Origin of the sequence: Streptomyces odontotermitis, from assembly GCF_050510915.1 — a bacterium.
Classification (GTDB): domain Bacteria; phylum Actinomycetota; class Actinomycetes; order Streptomycetales; family Streptomycetaceae; genus Streptomyces.
Genome location: NZ_JBNJLS010000001.1, coordinates 1173608 through 1192335 on the forward strand (window position 1 = coordinate 1173608; position 18728 = coordinate 1192335).

14 protein-coding genes are annotated in these 18728 nt (G+C 71.5%); 13 read left to right on the forward strand and 1 reads right to left on the reverse strand.

Translation table 11 applies throughout. The features are described 5' to 3' along the window. Positions 1-13: 13 nt before the first annotated feature. Positions 14-1102: a mechanosensitive ion channel family protein gene (locus ACQB60_RS05335; protein ID WP_496924788.1), complete on the reverse strand. Its 1089-nt coding sequence runs from the start codon at positions 1100-1102 to the stop codon at positions 14-16. A gap of 401 nt (positions 1103-1503) precedes the next feature. Here ACQB60_RS05335 and ACQB60_RS05340 point away from each other — a divergent pair, with 401 nt between their 5' ends. The 13 genes from ACQB60_RS05340 (at position 1504) to ACQB60_RS05400 (ending at position 18644) form a co-directional block, all read left to right on the forward strand. After that, entirely contained in the window at positions 1504-2040 is a 537-nt protein-coding gene (locus tag ACQB60_RS05340; protein WP_384831917.1) for an HNH endonuclease, read from the forward strand. 256 nt (positions 2041-2296) lie between these two features. Beyond that, entirely contained in the window at positions 2297-3541 is a 1245-nt protein-coding gene (locus tag ACQB60_RS05345; RefSeq protein WP_496924602.1) for an ROK family transcriptional regulator, read from the forward strand. Positions 3542-3613: 72 nt separating this feature from the next. Then, on the forward strand, positions 3614-4951 hold the full coding sequence (locus ACQB60_RS05350; RefSeq protein ID WP_496924603.1) for an ABC transporter substrate-binding protein: 1338 nt from the start codon (positions 3614-3616) through the stop codon (positions 4949-4951). Positions 4952-4979: 28 nt separating this feature from the next. Next, positions 4980-5924 carry a carbohydrate ABC transporter permease gene (locus ACQB60_RS05355; RefSeq protein WP_496924604.1) on the forward strand — a complete coding sequence of 315 codons (945 nt, stop codon included), beginning with the start codon at positions 4980-4982 and terminating at the stop codon, positions 5922-5924. A 6-nt stretch (positions 5925-5930) separates the two neighbouring features. Then, positions 5931-6836, forward strand: a complete 906-nt coding sequence (locus tag ACQB60_RS05360) for a carbohydrate ABC transporter permease (protein WP_496924605.1) — start codon at positions 5931-5933, stop codon at positions 6834-6836. 12 nt (positions 6837-6848) lie between these two features. Continuing rightward, the gene (locus tag ACQB60_RS05365) at positions 6849-8114 is read left to right on the forward strand and encodes a 6-phospho-beta-glucosidase (protein WP_496924606.1); all 1266 of its coding nucleotides are present in this window, start codon (positions 6849-6851) and stop codon (positions 8112-8114) included. Next, entirely contained in the window at positions 8111-9121 is a 1011-nt protein-coding gene (locus ACQB60_RS05370; RefSeq protein ID WP_496924607.1) for an N-acetylglucosamine kinase, read from the forward strand. The genes ACQB60_RS05365 and ACQB60_RS05370 overlap by 4 nt, the downstream gene beginning before the upstream one ends. A 233-nt stretch (positions 9122-9354) precedes the next feature. After that, positions 9355-10848, forward strand: a complete 1494-nt coding sequence (locus ACQB60_RS05375; RefSeq protein WP_496924608.1) for a GlnX family signal transduction membrane protein — start codon at positions 9355-9357, stop codon at positions 10846-10848. Between the two features lie 17 nt (positions 10849-10865). Continuing rightward, positions 10866-11885: a glutamate ABC transporter substrate-binding protein gene (locus ACQB60_RS05380; RefSeq protein WP_496924609.1), complete on the forward strand. Its 1020-nt coding sequence runs from the start codon at positions 10866-10868 to the stop codon at positions 11883-11885. Between the two features lie 46 nt (positions 11886-11931). Beyond that, positions 11932-13251: a coiled-coil domain-containing protein gene (locus ACQB60_RS05385; protein ID WP_496924610.1), complete on the forward strand. Its 1320-nt coding sequence runs from the start codon at positions 11932-11934 to the stop codon at positions 13249-13251. Beyond that, the gene (locus ACQB60_RS05390; RefSeq protein WP_496924611.1) at positions 13248-15746 is read left to right on the forward strand and encodes a serine/threonine-protein kinase; all 2499 of its coding nucleotides are present in this window, start codon (positions 13248-13250) and stop codon (positions 15744-15746) included. Before ACQB60_RS05385 ends, ACQB60_RS05390 begins: the two co-directional genes overlap by 4 nt. Before the next feature lie 3 nt (positions 15747-15749). Then, entirely contained in the window at positions 15750-17156 is a 1407-nt protein-coding gene (locus tag ACQB60_RS05395) for a PP2C family protein-serine/threonine phosphatase (protein WP_496924612.1), read from the forward strand. A gap of 135 nt (positions 17157-17291) precedes the next feature. Then, positions 17292-18644, forward strand: coding sequence for a vWA domain-containing protein (locus tag ACQB60_RS05400; RefSeq protein ID WP_496924613.1), 1353 nt, complete (start codon positions 17292-17294; stop codon positions 18642-18644). Positions 18645-18728: the final 84 nt, after the last annotated feature.

The following is an 18728-nucleotide window of genomic DNA, read 5'->3' on the forward strand; positions in this document are numbered from 1 at the left end:
TGAACGAGAAGAACTACTTCGCCAGGTTCGGCGGCGGCGCTATCGGCGCCGTGGCAAGCGACTGCGGCGACGTCGTCGACGCGTACGCGGACGGCGCCGCGACCCCCGCCGTCGGGTCCGGAGCCGCCGACTCCTCCACCGCGACCGGCACCCCGCCGACAATCCGGATGCCCGCCTCGTCGAACGCCCGCTTGATCCGCCAGCGCAGCTCCCGCTCGACGCCCAGCGACTTGCCCGGCATCGTCTTCGCGGAGACACGGACGACCATCGAGTCGAGCAGCACGCTGTCCAGGCCCAGGATCTCCACCGGGCCCCACAGCCGCTCGTTCCAGGGCTCTTCCTTGGCCATCGTCTCGCCGACCGCGACCAGCGTCGCCTGCACCTTCTCCAGGTCCTCGTCCGAGCGGACCGTCACGTCCACGCCCGCCGTGGACCAGCCCTGCGAGAGGTTTCCGATGCGCTTGACCTCGCCGTTGCGGACGTACCAGATCTCGCCGTTGTCGCCGCGCAGCTTGGTGACCCGGAGGCCGACCTCGATGACCTCGCCCGAGGCCACCCCCGCGTCGATGGAGTCGCCGACCCCGTACTGATCCTCGATGATCATGAAGACGCCCGAGAGGAAGTCCGTCACCAGGTTGCGGGCGCCGAAGCCGATCGCCACGCCCGCCACACCCGCCGAAGCGAGCAGCGGGGCGAGGTTGATCTTGAAGGTGCCGAGGATCATCAGGGCCGCCGTGCCCAGGATCAGGAACGACGCGACCGAGCGCAGCACCGAGCCGATCGCCTGCGAGCGCTGGCGGCGGCGCTCGACGTTGACCAGGAGGCCGCCGAGCGCGGTCCCGTCGACCGCCTGCGCCGTGCGGTTCATGCGGTCTATGAGCTTGGTGATCGCGCGGCGGACCAGGACGCGCAGGGTCATCGCGACCACGACGATCAGGAGGATCTGGAGACCGATGGCCAGCCAGGTCGACCAGTTCTGCTCCACCCAGCTCGCCGCGTTCGTCGCGCTCTCCTGCGCGTCCTCGAGCGTGACGGGCTTCTTGGTTCCGGTCGGGTCCGGGTCCGGTCGTGTGGCCGACAGAACGGCCGGTACGGCGGACAAGATCACGGCAGGTACCTCCAGGCATCGCGTCCTGCCCGGCGAAGGGGACAGCGGGACAGACAAGGGAGCAAGACGTCTGGACTGCGAGCCGGGCAGACCCACCACACTAACGGGGCATTGTGTGTGGATCGTTGTGATGTTCGAGGGAGAGACGGTGCTCACGTAGTGACGCCGGGCACGGGACACGGCGCTCACCCCCGCGCGCCCGCAGACACCCCCGGACACCCCCGCACGCGCTCCCCCCGCTCCCCCTCGCCCCACCCGGCCCAGCAGCCCATGTGGTCGAAAACACTCCAAGGCCGTTACCGGGACATGGTGGCGCTACGACCAGGCATGAGGGGAAACTGGCTACAGATCGTCCCGGCGCGAGCCACGCGCCGCCGGCGTACAAGGAGGCATCCGTGCCGCATGTCCTGGTCCTCAACGCGTCGTACGAGCCGCTCGGCGTCGTACCGCTCCGCCGCGCGCTCGTTCTCGTCCTGGAGAACAAGGCTCTCTGTCTGGAAGAGTCCGGCGCCTTCATGCACAGTGCCACCCGCACCGTCCCCGCACCCAGCGTGGTCCGCCTCAAGCGGTTCGTCCGGGTCCCTTACCGGGGGCCCGTTCCTCTGACCCGGCGTGCACTGTTCGCCCGTGACGGCGGCCGGTGCATGTACTGCGGTGGCGTCGCAACCAGCGTCGACCACGTCATCCCGAGGAGCCGCGGCGGCCAGCACGTCTGGGACAACGTGGTGGCTTCGTGCCGCCGCTGCAATCACGTCAAGGCCGACCGTCATCTCGTCGAGATCGGGTGGCGGCTGCGGCACAAGCCCGCCCCGCCCTCGGGGCTCGCCTGGCGCATCATCGGGACCGGACATAGGGACCCGCGCTGGCTGCCGTACTTGCAGCCATTCGGCGCGGACGACGCCTTGGCCCGGATCGACGGCATTTCTGCCTGACGTCCGGGCTTTTTGTACGCCGCTCCGGCGGTACGCCACTTCGGTGGTACGCCGCTCCGGCGGTACGCCACCTCGGTGGTACGCCGCTCCGGCCGCGTCGCGTCCGCTGCGTCCTCACGAGCGCCCTCGCAGGTAACGACTTGGTTGCCTCGGGGGCGCTCGCTATTGACGCCCCATTCACGGCGGACTTACGTTCAACCCACCCAATAGGAAACCTTCCTAACAGTGCTGGCAGGCGAGGGTGGAGGAGCAGCTCATGGGTGGTTCGACCCCTGGATCGAGCCCAGGTTCGACGCCGGGAACACCTCGCGTCCTGCGCGCCATGAACGACCGCGCAGCCCTGGACCTCCTCCTCACCCACGGCCCCCTCTCCCGCACCCGCATCGGCAACCTCACCGGGCTCTCCAAGCCGACCGCCTCCCAGCTGCTCGCCCGCCTCGAAGCGGCCGGGCTCGTGCGCGCGACCGGGACGAGCGAGGGGCGGCCGGGGCCCAACGCCCAGCTGTACGCGGTCAACCCGGGTGCCGCGTACGCCGCCGGGCTCGATGTGAACCCGGACCGCATCCTCGCCGCCGTCGCCGACATCACCGGCCGGACGGTCGGCCGGTTCGAGCTGCCCACGCCGGGCCGCCGCGCCGACCCCGTCGTACGCCAGGTGACCGACGCCCTGGACGGGGCGGTGAAGGCCGCCGGGCTCGCCCGGTCCGACATCCACCGCCTCGTGATCGGGACGCCCGGCGCCTTCGACCCGAACACCGGCCGCCTGCGGTACGCGAGCCACCTGCCCGGCTGGCACTTCGCCACGCTCCTGGACGAGCTGGCCGCCGCCCTGCCGATGCCCGTCGAGTACGAGAACGACGTCAATCTGGCCGCCATCGCCGAGCAGCGGCTCGGCGCCGCCCGCGGCCACGAGGACTTCGTGCTGCTGTGGAACCAGGAGGGGCTCGGTGCCGCCCTGGTGATCGGCGGCCGGCTGCACCGCGGCTGGACCGGGGGCGCGGGCGAGATCGGCTTCCTGCCGGTGCCGGGGGCGCCCCTCGTGCGGCAGGTCACCAAGGCGAACAGCGGTGGCTATCAGGAGCTCGCGGGCGCCCAGGCGCTGCCGCGGCTCGCCCGTGAGCTGGGCATCGCGCCGATCCCGCAGGGCACGCACGCGGAGGCGGCCAGCGCGCTCCTCGCCGAGGCCGCCGCCGCGCTCGTCGACGACCCCGGGTACGAGGGGCCTCACCGGCGGCTCCTGGAGACCTACGCGACCGCGCTCGCCACCGGTCTCGCCTCGCTCATCGCCGTCTTCGATCCCGAACTCGTCGTGCTCAGCGGCTCGTTGCAGACCGCGGGCGGCGAGCCGCTGCGTGAGCTGGTCGCCGCCGAGCTGGAGGAGCTGGCCGCCTCCCGGCCCCGCCTCGTCGTGGGCGACGTCGCCGAACACCCCGTGCTGCGTGGCGCGTTGGAGAGCGCCCTGGCCGCCACCCGCGACGAGGTCTTCGACACCTCCCGCTAGCCCCTCGGCTCCCCTTCCGAGAGATCTCCGCACCCCTCGTCCCGTCCCACCCCGCCACAGGGAGACCTTGTCATGCCCGCAACTAATCGACGTATGGCCGTGGCCCTCGCGGCCGCCGCCTCCATAGCCCTGCTCGCGACCGCCTGCACCGGCCAGTCCGAGTCGGGCGCCAATGACGACGCCTCCAAGGAGACGACGCTCAACTTCTGGCACGCCTGGTCCGCGCCCTCGGAGCTGAAGGCCGTGAAGAAGCTGGTGGCCGGGTTCGAGGAGGCGCACCCCAACATCCATGTGAACGTCACCGGCGGCATGACCGACGACAAGATCAACCAGGCGCTGCGGGCGGGCGGCAGCAAGTCGCCCGACGTCATCTCCTCGTTCACGACGAACAACGTCGGGAAGTTCTGTTCGTCGGGCGCGCTCGTCGATCTGAACCCCTTCTTCAAGAAGTCCTCCATCGACCCGGAGAAGACCTTCCCGAGGGCCATGAACGAGTACACGCAGTTCGAGGGCAACCGCTGCACCGCCCCGCTCCTCGGCGACGCGTACGGCCTCTACTACAACAAGGACGCCTTCAAGAAGGCCGGGATCAAGAGCCCGCCGAAGACGTGGACCGAGTTCGAGGCCGACGCCAAGAAGCTGACGAAGGAGAAGGGCGACTCCTACGAGCAGTTGGGCTTCATGCCGAACTACCACGGCTGGGAGTCCACGACCGAGCACTACTTCGGGCAGTTCTCGCCCACGTACTTCGACAAGAGCGGCAAGTCGAACCTCGCGAAGGACCCCGCCTTCAAGGACGGCTTCACGCTCCAGAAGCGGCTCGTGGACGGGCTCGGCGGCTTTACGAAGCTGGAGAAGTACCGCTCCAAGCTCGGTGACGAGTGGGGCCCCAAGCACCCCTTCCACACCGGCCAGGTCGCGATGCAGCTGGACGGCGAGTGGCGGCTCGGGATGGCCGAGGAGACCAAGCCCGGCTTCGAGATCGGCGTCGCGCCGCTGCCCGTACCGGACGAGCAGAAGGACGAGTACGGCAAGGGCTATCTCACCGGCACCATCGCGGGCATCGCCGCCACCAGCAAGAAGCAGAACGCCTCCTGGGAGCTGGTGAAGTACATGACCACCAACACGGACGCCGTGGTCGGCTTCGCCAACGACATCCACAACGTCCCCTCCACGCTCGCCGCCCTGAAGTCCCCGAAGCTCAAGTACGACCCGCGCTTCAAGACCTTCCTGGACATCGCCGCCGACCCGAAGTCGACCACCAGCCCGGCCTCCCTCAACGGCGGCACGTACCTCGTGACGATCCAGCAGTTCGGCTACGACTACGAGAGCGGCAAGACCAAGGACCTGGACGCCGGCCTCGCGAAGGCCGCCCGGCAGATCGACACGGACATCGAGCAGGCCAAGTAGGCGTCGGCGAACGGGACTTGGACTCGCCATGAGCAGTACGTACACGCTCCGTGCCAAGCGGCGCCGCTCCGCGCTGCGCACGCTCGCCTTCATGTCGCCGTGGCTGATCGGCTTCGCGGTCTTCTTCGCCTACCCGCTGATCTCCACCGTCTACTTCTCGTTCATGCACTACGACGGCTTCAAGCCGCCGACGTGGAGCGGGACGAAGAACTGGACCTACGTCTTCCAGCACTACCCGCTCTTCTGGCCCGCCCTGCGCAACACCCTGTGGCTGGTCGCGATCATGGTCAGCCTGCGGGTCCTGTTCGGGCTCGGCATCGGGCTGCTCATCACGAAGATCAAGACGGGTACGGGGGTCTTCCGCACCCTCTTCTACCTGCCCTACCTCGCGCCGCCCGTCGCCGCGACCATGGCCTTCGCCTTCCTGCTCAACCCCGGTACGGGGCCGGTCAATTCGATCCTCGACGCGGTCGGGCTGCCCAGCCCCGGCTGGTTCAACGACCCCACCTGGTCCAAGCCCGCCCTGACGATGCTGGCCCTGTGGGGCGTGGGCGACCTCATGGTCATCTTCATGGCCGCGCTGCTCGACGTGCCGAAGGAGCAGTACGAGGCGGCGGAGCTGGACGGGGCCTCGGCCTGGCAGCGGTTCCGCTTCGTGACGCTGCCGAACATCTCGCCCATCGTGATGTTCGCCGTGGTCACCGGCGTGATCCAGACGATGCAGTACTACACGCAGCCCCTCATCGCCGGGAAGGTCGCCTCGGGGGTGATCCAGGGCGCGGGCACCCAGTTCGAGCCCGGCTACCCCGACAAGTCGACCCTCACCCTGCCCCAGCTCGTCTACAACCTCGGCTTCCAGCGCTTCGACTACGGCTCGGCGTGCGTGGTCGCGCTGGTGCTCTTCGCCCTGTCCATGGTGTTCACCGCGTTCCTGATGCGGCGCCGGGGCGGCCTCATCCAGGCAGGTGACTGACCCGTCATGACCTCCGTACAGACCTCTCAAGTCCTTGAGAAGCCCGTCCCGTTGAAGGCGCCCTCGCCCGCCGAGCGCACCGCCCGCCGCAGGCTCCTCCTGGAGTGGATCGGCGTGCACGCCCTCGGCGTCGCGGCCGCCCTCTTCTTCGTGCTGCCCTTCGTCTTCGTCCTGCTGACCTCGCTGATGAGCGACAGCCAGGCGCTGAGCCGCGATCTGATCCCGGACACCTGGGAGTGGGGCAACTACAAGAAGGTCTTCGACACCCCGGGCTTTCTGACCTGGTGGAAGAACACCCTGATCTACGCGGGCCTCGGCACCGTCCTGACCGTCGCGTCGTCCATCCCGGTCGCCTACGCCCTCGCCAAGTTCCGCTTCCGCGGCCGCAATCTGTCGCTGATGCTGGTCATCTCGATGATGATGCTGCCGCCGCAGGTCGTCGTGATCCCGATGTACCTGTTCTGGGCGAAGCAGCTGGACCTGTCCGGGACGCTGTGGCCGCTGATCATCCCGATGGCGTTCGGCGACGCGTTCTCCATCTTCCTGCTGCGGCAGTTCCTGATGACCATCCCGAACGAGTACGTGGACGCGGCGAAGGTCGACGGCTGCGGCGAGTTCAAGACCCTGGTGCGGGTCGTCCTGCCGATGGCGAAGCCGGGCATCGCGGCCGTCGCCCTGTTCCAGTTCTTCTACGCCTGGAACGACTACTTCGGACCGCAGATCTACGCGTCCGAGAACCCCGGTGCCTGGACGCTGAGTTACGGCCTGGAGTCCTTCAAGGGCGCGCACCACACCGACTGGAACCTGACCATGGCCGCGACCGTACTGGTCATGGCCCCCGTGATCCTCGTGTTCTTCTTCGCCCAGAAGGCGTTCGTCGAGGGTGTCACGCTGACCGGAGTGAAGGGCTGAGTGAGAGCTGACATGAAGCTGGCTGTAGTGGGCGGGGGGTCCACGTACACCCCCGAACTCATCGATGGTTTCGCCCGGTTGCGGGACACCCTGCCCGTCGAGGAACTCGTCCTGATCGACCCGGCGGCCGACCGCCTGGAGCTCGTCGGCGGCCTCGCCCGGCGCATCTTCGCCAAGCAGGGCCACCCGGCCCGCGTCGTCACCACGTCGGACGTGGACGGGGGCGTGGAGGGCGCCGACGCGGTGCTCCTCCAGCTCCGGGTGGGCGGCCAGGCGGCCCGCAACGAGGACGAGACGTGGCCGCTGGAGTGCGGCTGCGTCGGCCAGGAGACGACCGGCGCGGGCGGCCTCGCCAAGGCGCTGCGCACCGTCCCGGTGGTCCTGGACATCGCCGAGCGGGTGCGCCGCACCAACCCGGACGCCTGGATCATCGACTTCACCAACCCGGTCGGCATCGTGACCCGCGCCCTGCTCCAGGCCGGGCACAAGACGGTCGGCCTGTGCAACGTGGCGATCGGCTTCCAGCGGCGGTTCGCGCAGCTCCTCGGGGTCACCCCGGGCGACATCCACCTGGACCACGTGGGCCTCAACCACCTCACCTGGGAGACGGGGGTGCGCCTCGGCGGGCCCGAGGGCGAGAACGTCCTGCCCAAGCTGCTCGCCGAGCACGGTGACGAGATCGCGTCCAGCCTGAGCCTGCCGCGCTCGGTCCTGGACCGCCTGGGCGTCGTCCCCTCGTACTACCTGCGCTACTTCTACGCCCACGACGAGGTCGTGCGGGAGCTGCGCACCAAGCCGTCGCGGGCCGCCGAAGTCGCCGCGATGGAACGCGAGTTGCTCGACATGTACGGGGACCCGGCGCTCGACGAGAAGCCGGAGCTGCTCGCCAAGCGCGGCGGCGCCTTCTACTCGGAGGCGGCGGTGGACCTCGCGGCGTCGCTGCTCGGCGGGGGAGGCAGCCCGTACCAGGTGGTGAACACGTACAACAACGGCACGCTGCCGTTCCTGCCGGACGACGCCGTCATCGAGGTGCAGGCGGCCGTGGACGCGAACGGCGCCCGGCCGCTGCCGGTGCCCGCACTCGACCCGCTGTACGCGGGGTTGGTCTCCCATGTCACCGCGTACGAGGACCTGGCCCTGGAGGCCGCGACGCGCGGCGGCCGCGACCGGGTCTTCAAGGCCCTGCTGGCCCACCCGCTGGTGGGCCAGCACGAGGACGCCGACGGGCTCACCGACCGGCTGATCGCGCACAACCGGGAGCACCTCGCGTGGGCATGACGGCAGCGCCCGCCGCGGTCCTCGGGACCGGCTCGGTCCTCGCGATCGACGCGGGCAACAGCAAGACCGACGTCGCACTCGTCGCCGCCGACGGCCAGGTGGTCGCGGCGGCGCGCGGCGGCGGGTTCCAGCCGCCGCTGGTGGGGGTCGGGGCGGCCGTGGACGTACTGGCCGAGGCGGTGGACCGGGTGTTCGCGGAGGCGGGTCTGATCCCGGGCACCCGGATCGGCCATGTCTCGGCGTGCCTCGCCAACGCCGATCTGCCCGTGGAGGAGGAGCAGTTGGCGGCCGCGCTGCGGGCCCGCGGCTGGGGCGAGAGCGTCACCGTCCACAACGACACCTTCGCGATCCTGCGCGCGGGCGTCGAGGAGCCGCGCGGCGTGGCCGTGGTGTGCGGCGCGGGCATCAACTGCGTGGGCCTGCGGCCGGACGGGCGGACCGCGCGGTTCCCCGCGATCGGCCGCATCTCCGGGGACTGGGGCGGCGGTTGGGGCCTGGCCGAGGAGGCGCTGTGGCACGCGGCCCGCGCCGAGGACGGCCGCGGCGGCCCCACGGAGCTGGCCCGCGCCCTGCCCGCGCACTTCGGCCTCGACTCCATGTACGCGCTGATCGAGGCGCTGCACCTGGAGCGCATCGACGCGGTGCGGCGCCATGAACTCACCCCGGTCCTGTTCGCGACGGCGGCGGCCGGCGACCCCGTGGCGAGCTCCCTCGTGGACCGGCTCGCGGACGAGGTGGTGGCCCTGTCGACGGTCGCCCTCACCCGCCTCGACCTGCTCGGCGAGGAGACGCCGGTGCTGCTCGGCGGCAGCATCATGGCCGCGCGCCATCCACAACTCGACAACCGCATACGGGCGTTGCTCGCCGACCGGGCCCCGAAGGCGGTGCCCCGGATCGTCACGGCCCCTCCCGTTCTGGGCGCGGCGCTGCTCGGCCTTGACCGGGTGGGGGCCGCGCGTGAGGTGCACGCGCGCGTGCGGGCGCATTACGAGCGACCGGCACCCTGAGGAGACGCGGCGGGCGCCGAAGGGAACCGAACAGATCCGAAACTCGTGTTCATGGGCAGGGGGATGCGCGGGGACGTCCTTCGCCGCGCGCCGTGATCCCGTGCGTGATCCGAACAAGATCCAGTCAATGCCTGTGCGGATGTCAGTCCCTGCGGCAATACTTGCGGCCGTGCACCTCTTCCCGCGCCGGGCGGAGGTGAACGTCCAGTGACCAAGGGGGAGGTCGGGGTCAGGTGACACACCCGCCGAACGGCAGCGCGGCACCGCCGGGAGCGCCAGGGGCGCCGGGCGCGCCGGGACAGGCACCCGCGCGGTCCGCGCCCACGATGCCCGCGGTCCCGCCGCAGGCCGCGGCGTCCACCGCGGCCCCCGCCGCCGAGCCCCCCTCTCCCCCGCGCCGCACGGCCTGGGCGGAGGGCACGGACCGGCTGCGCGCGGCGGCGACGACGGAGCCGGGCAGGCTGCGCATCATCGGCGCCGTCCTGGCCCTCCTCGTCGTCGCGTTCGGCGCCGTCACCACCTGGCAGATGTCCGACCGCTCGGCCGCCGCCGACGACGTGCTGCACCGCAGCCAGCCCCTGAGCGCCGACGCCGCCGCCATCTACCGTTCCCTCGCGGACGCCAACACCGCGGCCTCCAGCGGCTTCCTGGCCGGCGGCCAGGAGCCCGCGAGCGTCCGCCAGCGCTACGAGCGGGACATCAGGACGGCGTCCGAGAAGCTCGCCACGGCGGCGTCGAGCGCGGGCCCGGACTCCTCGTCGGCCGCCGCCGTCGCCGAGCTCAACAAGCTCCTGCCGCAGTACACCGGCCTGATCGAGCGCGCCCGCGCGGGCAACCGCCAGGGACTGCCCCTCGGCGGCGCCTACTTGCGGTACGCGAACGACAAGATGCAGGAGCAGATGCTCCCCGCCGCCGAGAAGCTCTACCAGGCGGAGAACGACCGGCTCGGCTCGGACTACGGCGACGCGAAGCCCTACCCCTGGGCCGCGATCGGCCTCGGCGTCGTCGCGATCGCCGGCCTCGTCTGGGCCCAGCGCCGCAACTACCGCCGCACGAACCGGGTGTTCAACCACGGACTGCTCGCCGCGACGGCAGCGTCCGGGGTGGTCCTGCTCTGGCTCGTCGCGGGCCACAGCATCGCCCGCGCGGATCTCACGGACTCGTACGACCACGGCGTGAAGTCGTTGAACGTCCTCCAGGACGCCCGCATCAACTCCCTGAAGGCCCGCGGCAACGAGAACCTGACACTGGTCAGCCGCGGCGCCGAGACGGTCAAGGTGGGCGAGGACGTCAAGGACAAGTTCGACGTCGCCTTCAAGGCCCAGATGAAGGCGCTCGGCGACACCGACAGCGGCCTGCTGGGCAACGCGGCCGACCTCGCCGACGACAAGGACGGCAAGCAGCCGGTGGCCAAGGCCGTGGCGGGCGTCACGGAGTGGAAGAAGCGCCACCAGGCGGCCCGCGTCGCCGACGACGGCGGCGACTACCAACAGGCTCTCGACCGGGTCATCGGCAGCAAGAAGGACGTCCCGACCGGCGAGTGCTTCGACAACGTGGACGCGGCGCTGGAGAGCGCACTCACCCACGAGCAGGCCGAGTTCAAGCAGGCCGCCTCGGACGGCAGGGGGGCCATGACCGGGCTCCCCGTCGGCGCCGCCGTGCTGGCCGTGCTCGCCGCGGCGGGCGCCGTGCTCGGCATCGGGCGCAGGCTTTCGGAGTACCGATGAGAGGGGGCGCGCGGACGATGCGTACGCGAGGGGGCAAGACGTCGAGGCTGCGCGGCTGGGGCGGCGTCGCCACCATGGGCGCGGCCTGCGCGCTGACGGCCACGCTGGTGGTGGCCCTGCCTCGGGGGGCGGACGGCGGCTCCGAGGGCGCGCCCAACGGGGCACAGCGCGTCTCGGAGGCGGCGCAGGCGCGTGTGCCGGGCGCTCCGCGGGCGGCCGCCAAGGACTGCGTCGACCAGAGCCCCCGGGCGTCGACCGACGACGGTCCGACGATCGATGAGATCAAGAACCGCAAGGTCAAGAAGCTCATCGTGGGCGTCGACCAGAACAGCCTCGGCTGGGGCTACCGCGACCCGAACAAGCCCGGGGGCGAACTGGAGGGCTTCGACATCGACTTGGCGCACGCGATCGCCAAGGAGATCCTCGGCGACCCCAATGCCGTGCTGTTCCGCGCCATCCCCACCAACCAGCGCATCCCGGCCCTCAAGAACAAGCAGGTCGACATGGTCGTGCGGACCATGACCATCAACTGCGAGCGCCTGGACGACGTCGCCTTCTCCACGGGCTACTTCGAAACGGGCCAGCAGGTCCTCGCCCCCAAGAACTCCACGGTCACGGGCTACAACCACACGCTCAAGGGCAAGAAGGTCTGTTCGGCCGAGGGCTCCACCGCCCTCAAGGCGCTTCAGGAGGAGTCCCATGGCGCCGATATCAGCACCACGGTGCCGAACCAACTCGACTGCCTGGTAAGGCTTCAGCTCGGCGAGGTGGACGCCGTGGTGACCGACGGCGCGCTCGGCGCGAGCCAGGCCGCGCAGGACCCGACGGTCGAGCTCAAGGGCACCCCGTTCACCACGGAGTTCTACGGAGTGGCGATGAACAAGGACGCGACCGACCTGGTCAAGCGGGTCAACGCCGTCCTGGAGGACTACCGCAAGGACGACAACGGCTGGAAGAAGTCGTACAACGACTGGCTCAAGGACAACCTGGGCGGCAAGACGGCGAGCCCGCCCGCCGCGCAGTACGGCTCCGACTGACGTACGGGGTACGGCAGTCAGGGACCCACAGACAGAGAGGTGATCGATGAGCGTCGCGGGACCCCCCGGTCCTGTGATGGACCGGGACGAGGTGGACCGTGCGCTGGCACGGCTCGACGCCGAGCACGAGGCGATCGAGACGTCGCTCCTCGCCCTGCAGGACCACGCGGGCCGCCGACTCCTCGAAGGCGCCCGGCTCACCGGCACCACCCAGGACAGATGGGACGCCACGGAACGCTCCATCACCCAGCTCTGGGCGTACTTCGACGCGTACGCGGACGCCCTGCGCACCGCCCGCGACCTGCGCGCACGCCGCCGCTGGCCGAGCCGGGACGACCTGGTGGAGCTGACCGACCTGCTGCGCGGCGAGAGCGTCACCGTCCCCGGCACCGCGAACGCCCCCGCGTCCCCCTCGATCACCGGCCCCGCCAAGCTCACCGAGCGCTTCACCCTCGCCGAACTCGTCGACCGGATGAACGAGTTGTACGCCCACTCCCTGGACGTCGTCGTCGCCGCGGACGCCGTCTGGTCGGCGCTGCCCGCCCGCATCGACCTGCTCGCCGCCGAGCTGGCCCGCACCCGCCAGCTCGCGCACTCCGTCGGCGTACGGCCCGGGGAGCACCCTTCGGGGGACGACCTGGAGCGCATCACGGCGGCGCTCACCACGCTGCGCGAGCAGGTGGTGTCCGATCCGCTGGCCTACTGGCAGCCCGCGCAGGGGAGTTCGGCGCCCGGCGGCGGCAGGCCGAGCACGGACGCGTACGACCGTCAGGCCCGCGCCCTGGAGGAGGTGCGCCGCGAGATCGACGCGGTGCTCACGGTCCGCCAGGACGCGGAGGCCCGCCTCGGCCGCCTCCGCGACGTGCTGTCCCGCGCGGACCGCACGCTCGCCGAGGCCCGCTCCGCGCGCGGGGAGGTCCTCGCGAAGATCGCCGCCTCCGAAGTGCCCGCCGTCAGCGGCCCGCCGACCGCGCTCCAGGAGCAGCTGGCCCTGGCCGCCGACTACCGCAGGCACGCCCAGTGGCACCGCCTCTCGCCCCTCCTGGAGTCCCTGGAGCAGAAGGCGGAGGACGAACTGCTGCGCGCACGCGAGTCGTTGACGGCGGTCACGGCCCCGCTCGCGGTCCGCGCCGAGCTGCGCGGCCGCCTCGACGCGTACAAGGCGAAGGTCGCGCGGCACGGCCTAGCCGAGGACTCGCTCCTGATCGAGCGGTACGACGCGGCGCGCCGCATGTTGTGGAGCGCGCCCTGCGACCTGCGTGTGGCCGAGGAGGCCGTGCTGCGCTATCAGCGGGCGGCCGCCGAGGCGTTGGCGCCCAGGGTCCCGCAGCAGGGCGGGCCCACCGACCGGAGGGGGGAATCATGAGCCAGCAGAAGAGTTGCCAGCGGCCCGGGTGCACCGGTTCGTACGAGGACGTGGGCGGCGGCGAGCTGTACTGCGACACCTGCGGCCTCGCCCCGGTCGTCTCGCCCAGCGGCATGGTGAGCTCGCCCCCGACGGGCATCACGGCCGGCGGCAAGGACTCCGGCAGCAGCTCAGGGAGCAGCAGTTCGCGCTCCTCCCGGTCGGCGCGCTCGCAGTCCTCGCGCCGCTCCGTCTCGGGCCGCCTGTCCCGCTCGCTCTCGCTGTCGGGGCGCACGTCGTCGCGGTCGGTGTCCGTGCGCAGCTCGGGCACCGCGGCCTCGTCGGGCCGCAGCAGGCTGGGCGTCGGCCTGGTCTCGGTGCCGCAGGTGCCGCGTCCGGACCCGGCGCAGGCGGTGCAGGAGAACCCGGAGGTGCCCGAGCGGAAGCGCTTCTGCTCGCGCTCGGACTGCGGCGCCCCGGTGGGCCGCGCGCGCGGTGAGCGGCCGGGCCGCACCGAGGGGTTCTGCACCAAGTGCGGCCACCCGTACTCGTTCGTGCCCAAGCTGAACCCGGGCAACATCGTCCACGGCCAGTACGAGGTCGTGGGCTGTCTCGCGCACGGCGGCCTCGGCTGGGTCTACCTCGCCATCGACCGCGCGGTGTCCGACCGCTGGGTGGTCCTCAAGGGCCTCCTCGACACGGGCGACCAGGACGCGATGGCGGCCGCGATCTCCGAGCGCCGCTTCCTCGCCGAGATCGAGCACAGCAACATCGTGCGGATCTACAACTTCGTGGAGCACCTGGACCAGCGCACGGGCTCCATGGACGGCTACATCGTCATGGAGTACGTCGGCGGCAAGTCCCTCAAGGAGATCGCCAACGGCCGCCGCACGGAGGCCGGCAAGCGCGATCCGCTGCCGGTCGAGCAGGCGTGCGCGTACGGCATCGAGGCCCTGGAGGCCCTCGGCCACCTGCACAGCCGCAACCTCCTGTACTGCGACTTCAAGGTCGACAACGCGATACAGACCGAGGACCAGCTCAAGCTCATCGACATGGGCGCCGTCCGCCGCATGGACGACGACGAGTCGGCGATCTACGGCACGGTGGGCTACCAGGCCCCGGAGGTCGCGGAGGTCGGCCCGTCCGTCGCCTCCGACCTCTACACGGTGGCGCGCACCCTCGCCGTCCTGACCTTCGACTTCCAGGGCTATACGAACGTCTTCGTGGACTCCCTGCCCGACCCCGACAACATCGAGGTCTTCCAGAAGTACGAGTCCTTCTACCGCCTCCTGGTCCGCGCCACCGACCCGGACCCGGCCCGCCGCTTCGCCTCCGCCCAGGAGATGGCCGAGCAGCTCACCGGCGTCCTGCGCGAGGTCGTGGCCCTCCAGACGGGCCGCCCCCGCCCCTCCCTGTCCACGCTCTTCGGCCCCGAACTGAAGGTCACGGACACGGAGTTGTTCGCGGAGCTGGCGGGCGAGGTGTCCCGGCTCGGCGCCCGGACGCCGGACGCCGCCGCTGTGGCCCTCGTCGGCGGCGGCGCCAGCCTCGTACGGCCGCTGGACGCCCCCGCGACCGCGCTGGCCCTGCCCGTCCCCCGCGTCGACCCGAACGACCCGAACGCGGGCTTCCTCGCCGGTCTCATCGCCTCCGCGCCCAGCGAGCTGATCAGCGCCCTGGGCGCGGCGCCCACGCAGTCCATGGAGCTCCAGCTGCGCGGCCTGCGGGCCCGCCTCGCGATGGGCGAACTGGAGCCCGCGGCACGGGCGCTTGCGGACCTGGAGCTGCAGCACCCGGACGACTGGCGGGTGGTCTGGTACCGGGGCGTCGCCGCCCTCGCGACCGGCGACCACGAGAACGCGGCGCTGTCGTTCGACGCCGTCTACGACGCGTTCCCCGGCGAGCCCGCCCCCAAGCTGGCCCTCGGCGTCTGCGCGGAGGTCCTCGGCCAGCTGGACAACGCCGCCGAGTACTACCGCCTCGTGTGGACCACCGACCCCAGCTATGTCAGCGCCGCGTTCGGCCTGGCCCGGGTGCAGCTCGCCGCCGACGACCGGCGCGCGGCCGTGCGCACCCTGGAGTCCGTGCCGGAGGCGTCGATCCACTACACGGCGGCCCGGGTCGCGGCCGTACGGGCCCGGCTGCGGCAGCGCTCGGCGCCGGAGTCCGCCCCGGCGGCGGTGCACCTCCTCCTGGACGACCTGACGGCGGCGGCCGGGCAGGTCGAGGCCCTCGCGGGCTTCGGTCTGGACGCGGTCCGCAGGGAGCGCCTGTCGACCGAGGTCCTCGGCACCGCACTCGACTGGGTACTCTCCGGTAAGCACTCTGGCCACGCCTCGGCTCCGCCGTCCCCCACCGCGCGGACGGTGCTGCTCGGCAGCGACCTGGACGAGCGTGGCCTGCGATTCGGCCTGGAGCGTTCGTACCGGACGCTGGCCCGGCTCGCTCAGGGTGGCGACGAGAGGATCCAACTGGTGGAGCGGGCAAACCGTTTCCGCCCCCGGACGTGGGTGTGAGTGATGGCGCAGATGCACCAACTGTCGGCCTGCCCCAGCTGCGAGGAGCCGCTGGAGTCCGGCGACCTGTTCTGTGGCGCCTGCGGGTACGACCTGTCGGCGGTCCCGGAGCCGCCGGACGACCGCCCCACCATCGCCATCAACGGCGCGCCACGGGCGGACGCCCCCGACTCCGCGTGGCCCATCGCACCTGACGTGGACAGCTCCGACATGCCCGTCCCGACGCACCTGCCGACGGACCTGCCGGGCACCGACTCGGGCGGCCTCGAACTGTCGGCGGAGGCTTCAGCCGCACCGGAGCCGGCGTCGGAGCCGGCATCGCAGTCGGCAGCGGGACCGGTACCGGAGTCGGCAGCAGGACCGGTACGGGAACCGGGCGAGGTCCGGTCCGACGAGCCGGACGAGTACCCGCTGCCCGCACCCACGCCCGCGCCCGAAGCCGAGGGCCCCGCCGACCCCCGTACCGCCGCGCCCGACGCCACACCCCCCACGGGCACCAAGCTCTGCGTCGCCTGCCGCTCCGGCCGCGTCGACCCGGACGGCTACTGCGAGAACTGCGGCCACGCCCAGCCCCGTGAGCGCGACCACATGGAGCAGGAGCTCGACCAGGTCGCCGCGGTGAGCGACCGCGGCCTGCGCCACCACCGGAACGAGGACGCGTTCGCGATCTCCTCGGCCGCGCTGCCGGGCGGCGCTCCGGCCGTCGTCGCGATCGTCTGCGACGGCGTCTCCTCGGCGACCCGCCCCGACGAGGCGTCCCTCGCCGCGTCCCGGGCCGCCAACGAGTCGCTCCAGGAGTCCCTGCCCCGCGGCATCCACCCGCAGCAGGCCATGCACGACGCGATCCTGGCGGCGTCGGACGCCGTCAACGCCCTTGCCCTGGAACCCGCTTCGGCCCGCGAGCACTCCCCGCACCAGAACGCCCCCGCGTGCACCCTCGTCGGCGGCGTCGTCGCGGGCGAGCTCCTGGTCGTCGGCTGGGTCGGCGACAGCCGCGCCTACTGGATCCCCGACGACCGCACCGGCCCCACCGTCCGGCTCACCGAGGACGACTCGTGGGCCGCGCAGATGGTGGCCGCCGGGCTGATGAACGAGGCGGAGGCGTACGCGGACGAGCGCGCCCACGCCATCACGGGCTGGCTCGGCGCGGACGCGTACGAACTGGAGCCGCACACCGCTTCCTTCAAACCGGACCGGCCGGGTGTAGTGGTCGTATGCACCGACGGACTGTGGAACTACGCGGAGGCGGCCGAGGAGATGGCGCAGGCCGTGCCCGCCGACGCCGCGGTCCGCCCGCTGCACAGCGCCCAGGTCCTGGTCGGCCACGCCCTGGACGGCGGGGGCCACGACAACGTAACAGTGGCGGTGCTCCCGTTCTCCGTGGCGCCACAAGGGGCAGGATCGGCCTAGCAGCACAGGGGGCAGCAGCACACGGCGGGACTCCGTCCACCAGGACAACAGGGTCCAAAGGGACAACAGGCCGCCGTGCACCCGTACTTGATCACCCACGTGCCGTGGGAGAAGCCTGAGGGGGGAGCAGCATCCATGGCCAATTTCAGCAAGTCCACCGTGCCCCAGTTCACGGTCGACGTGTACCAGAACGAGTTCCTGCCGGACGGCGGCCGCGACGTCAACGCGATCGCCACGGTCACCGCGACCGGCGGCGGCACCATCGGCACCGCGGTCTCCGCGCCGCACCTCTACTCGGCGGGCCAGGCCCCGGACGCCGCGGTCGCGATCATGGTCGACTGCTCCGGTTCGATGGACTACCCGCCGACGAAGATGCGGGGCGCCCGGGACGCCACGGCCGCCGCGATCGACGCCGTGCGCGACGGCGTGCGCTTCGCGGTGATCGGCGGCACCCACGTCGCCAAGGAGGTCTACCCCGGCGGCGGCCGGCTCGCGGTGGCCGACGCCCAGACCCGCGAGCAGGCCAAGCAGGCGCTGCGCAAGCTCAGCGCGGGCGGCGGCACGGCGATCGGCACCTGGCTGCGCCTGGCGGACCGCCTGCTCAACTCGGACGACGTCCCCGCGTCCTCGGTGCGCCACGGCATCCTGCTCACCGACGGCCGCAACGAACACGAGTCGCCCGAGGACCTCAAGGCCGCCCTGGACTCCTGCGCCGGACGCTTCACGTGTGACGCCCGGGGCGTCGGCACGGACTGGGAAGTGAAGGAAGTCACAGGCATCGCCTCGGCACTGCTCGGCACCGCCGACATCGTTGCCGATCCGGCCGGGCTCTCCGCCGACTTCACGCAGATGATGGAGGCGGCCATGGGCAAGGAGGTCGCCGACGTGGCGCTCCGGCTGTGGACGCCGATGGGCGTGGAGATCCAGTTCGTGAAGCAAGTGGCGCCCACCGTCGAGGAGTTGACCGACCGGCGCACCGAGGCGGGGCCGCGGGCCGGGGACTACCCCACCGGCTCCTGGGGCGACGAGTCCCGCGACTACCACATCTGCGTACGGGTGCCCGGGGCCGAGCTCGGCCAGGAGATGCTGGCGGCCCGGGTCTCGCTGGTGATCCCGCAGGGCGACGGCACCGTGCAGACGCTCTCCCAGGGCCTCGTACGGGCGGTGTGGACGGACGACATGGCGGCCTCCACCTCCATCAATCCGCAGGTCGCGCACTACACGGGCCAGGCGGAACTGGCACAAGTCATCCAGCAGGGTCTCGATGCCCGCAAATCGGGCGACATGGACGGCGCAACCGCCAAGCTGGGCCGGGCAGTTCAGCTCGCCAGTGCCTCGGGGAACGCGGATACCGCGAAACTGCTTTCGAAGGTGGTGGACGTCGTGGATGCCGCGGCAGGTACTGTTCGATTGAAGGCGAAGGTCGCCGAGGCCGACGAGATGACGCTCGAGACCCGGTCCACGAAGACCGTTCGCGTGAAGAAGTAGCCAGCAGCAGCCGGAAGCGGCAGCCAGAAGCAGCCACACTTCCTGCACCACCCAGCGAGAACACGGCCCCTCGGGCCGGAGAAG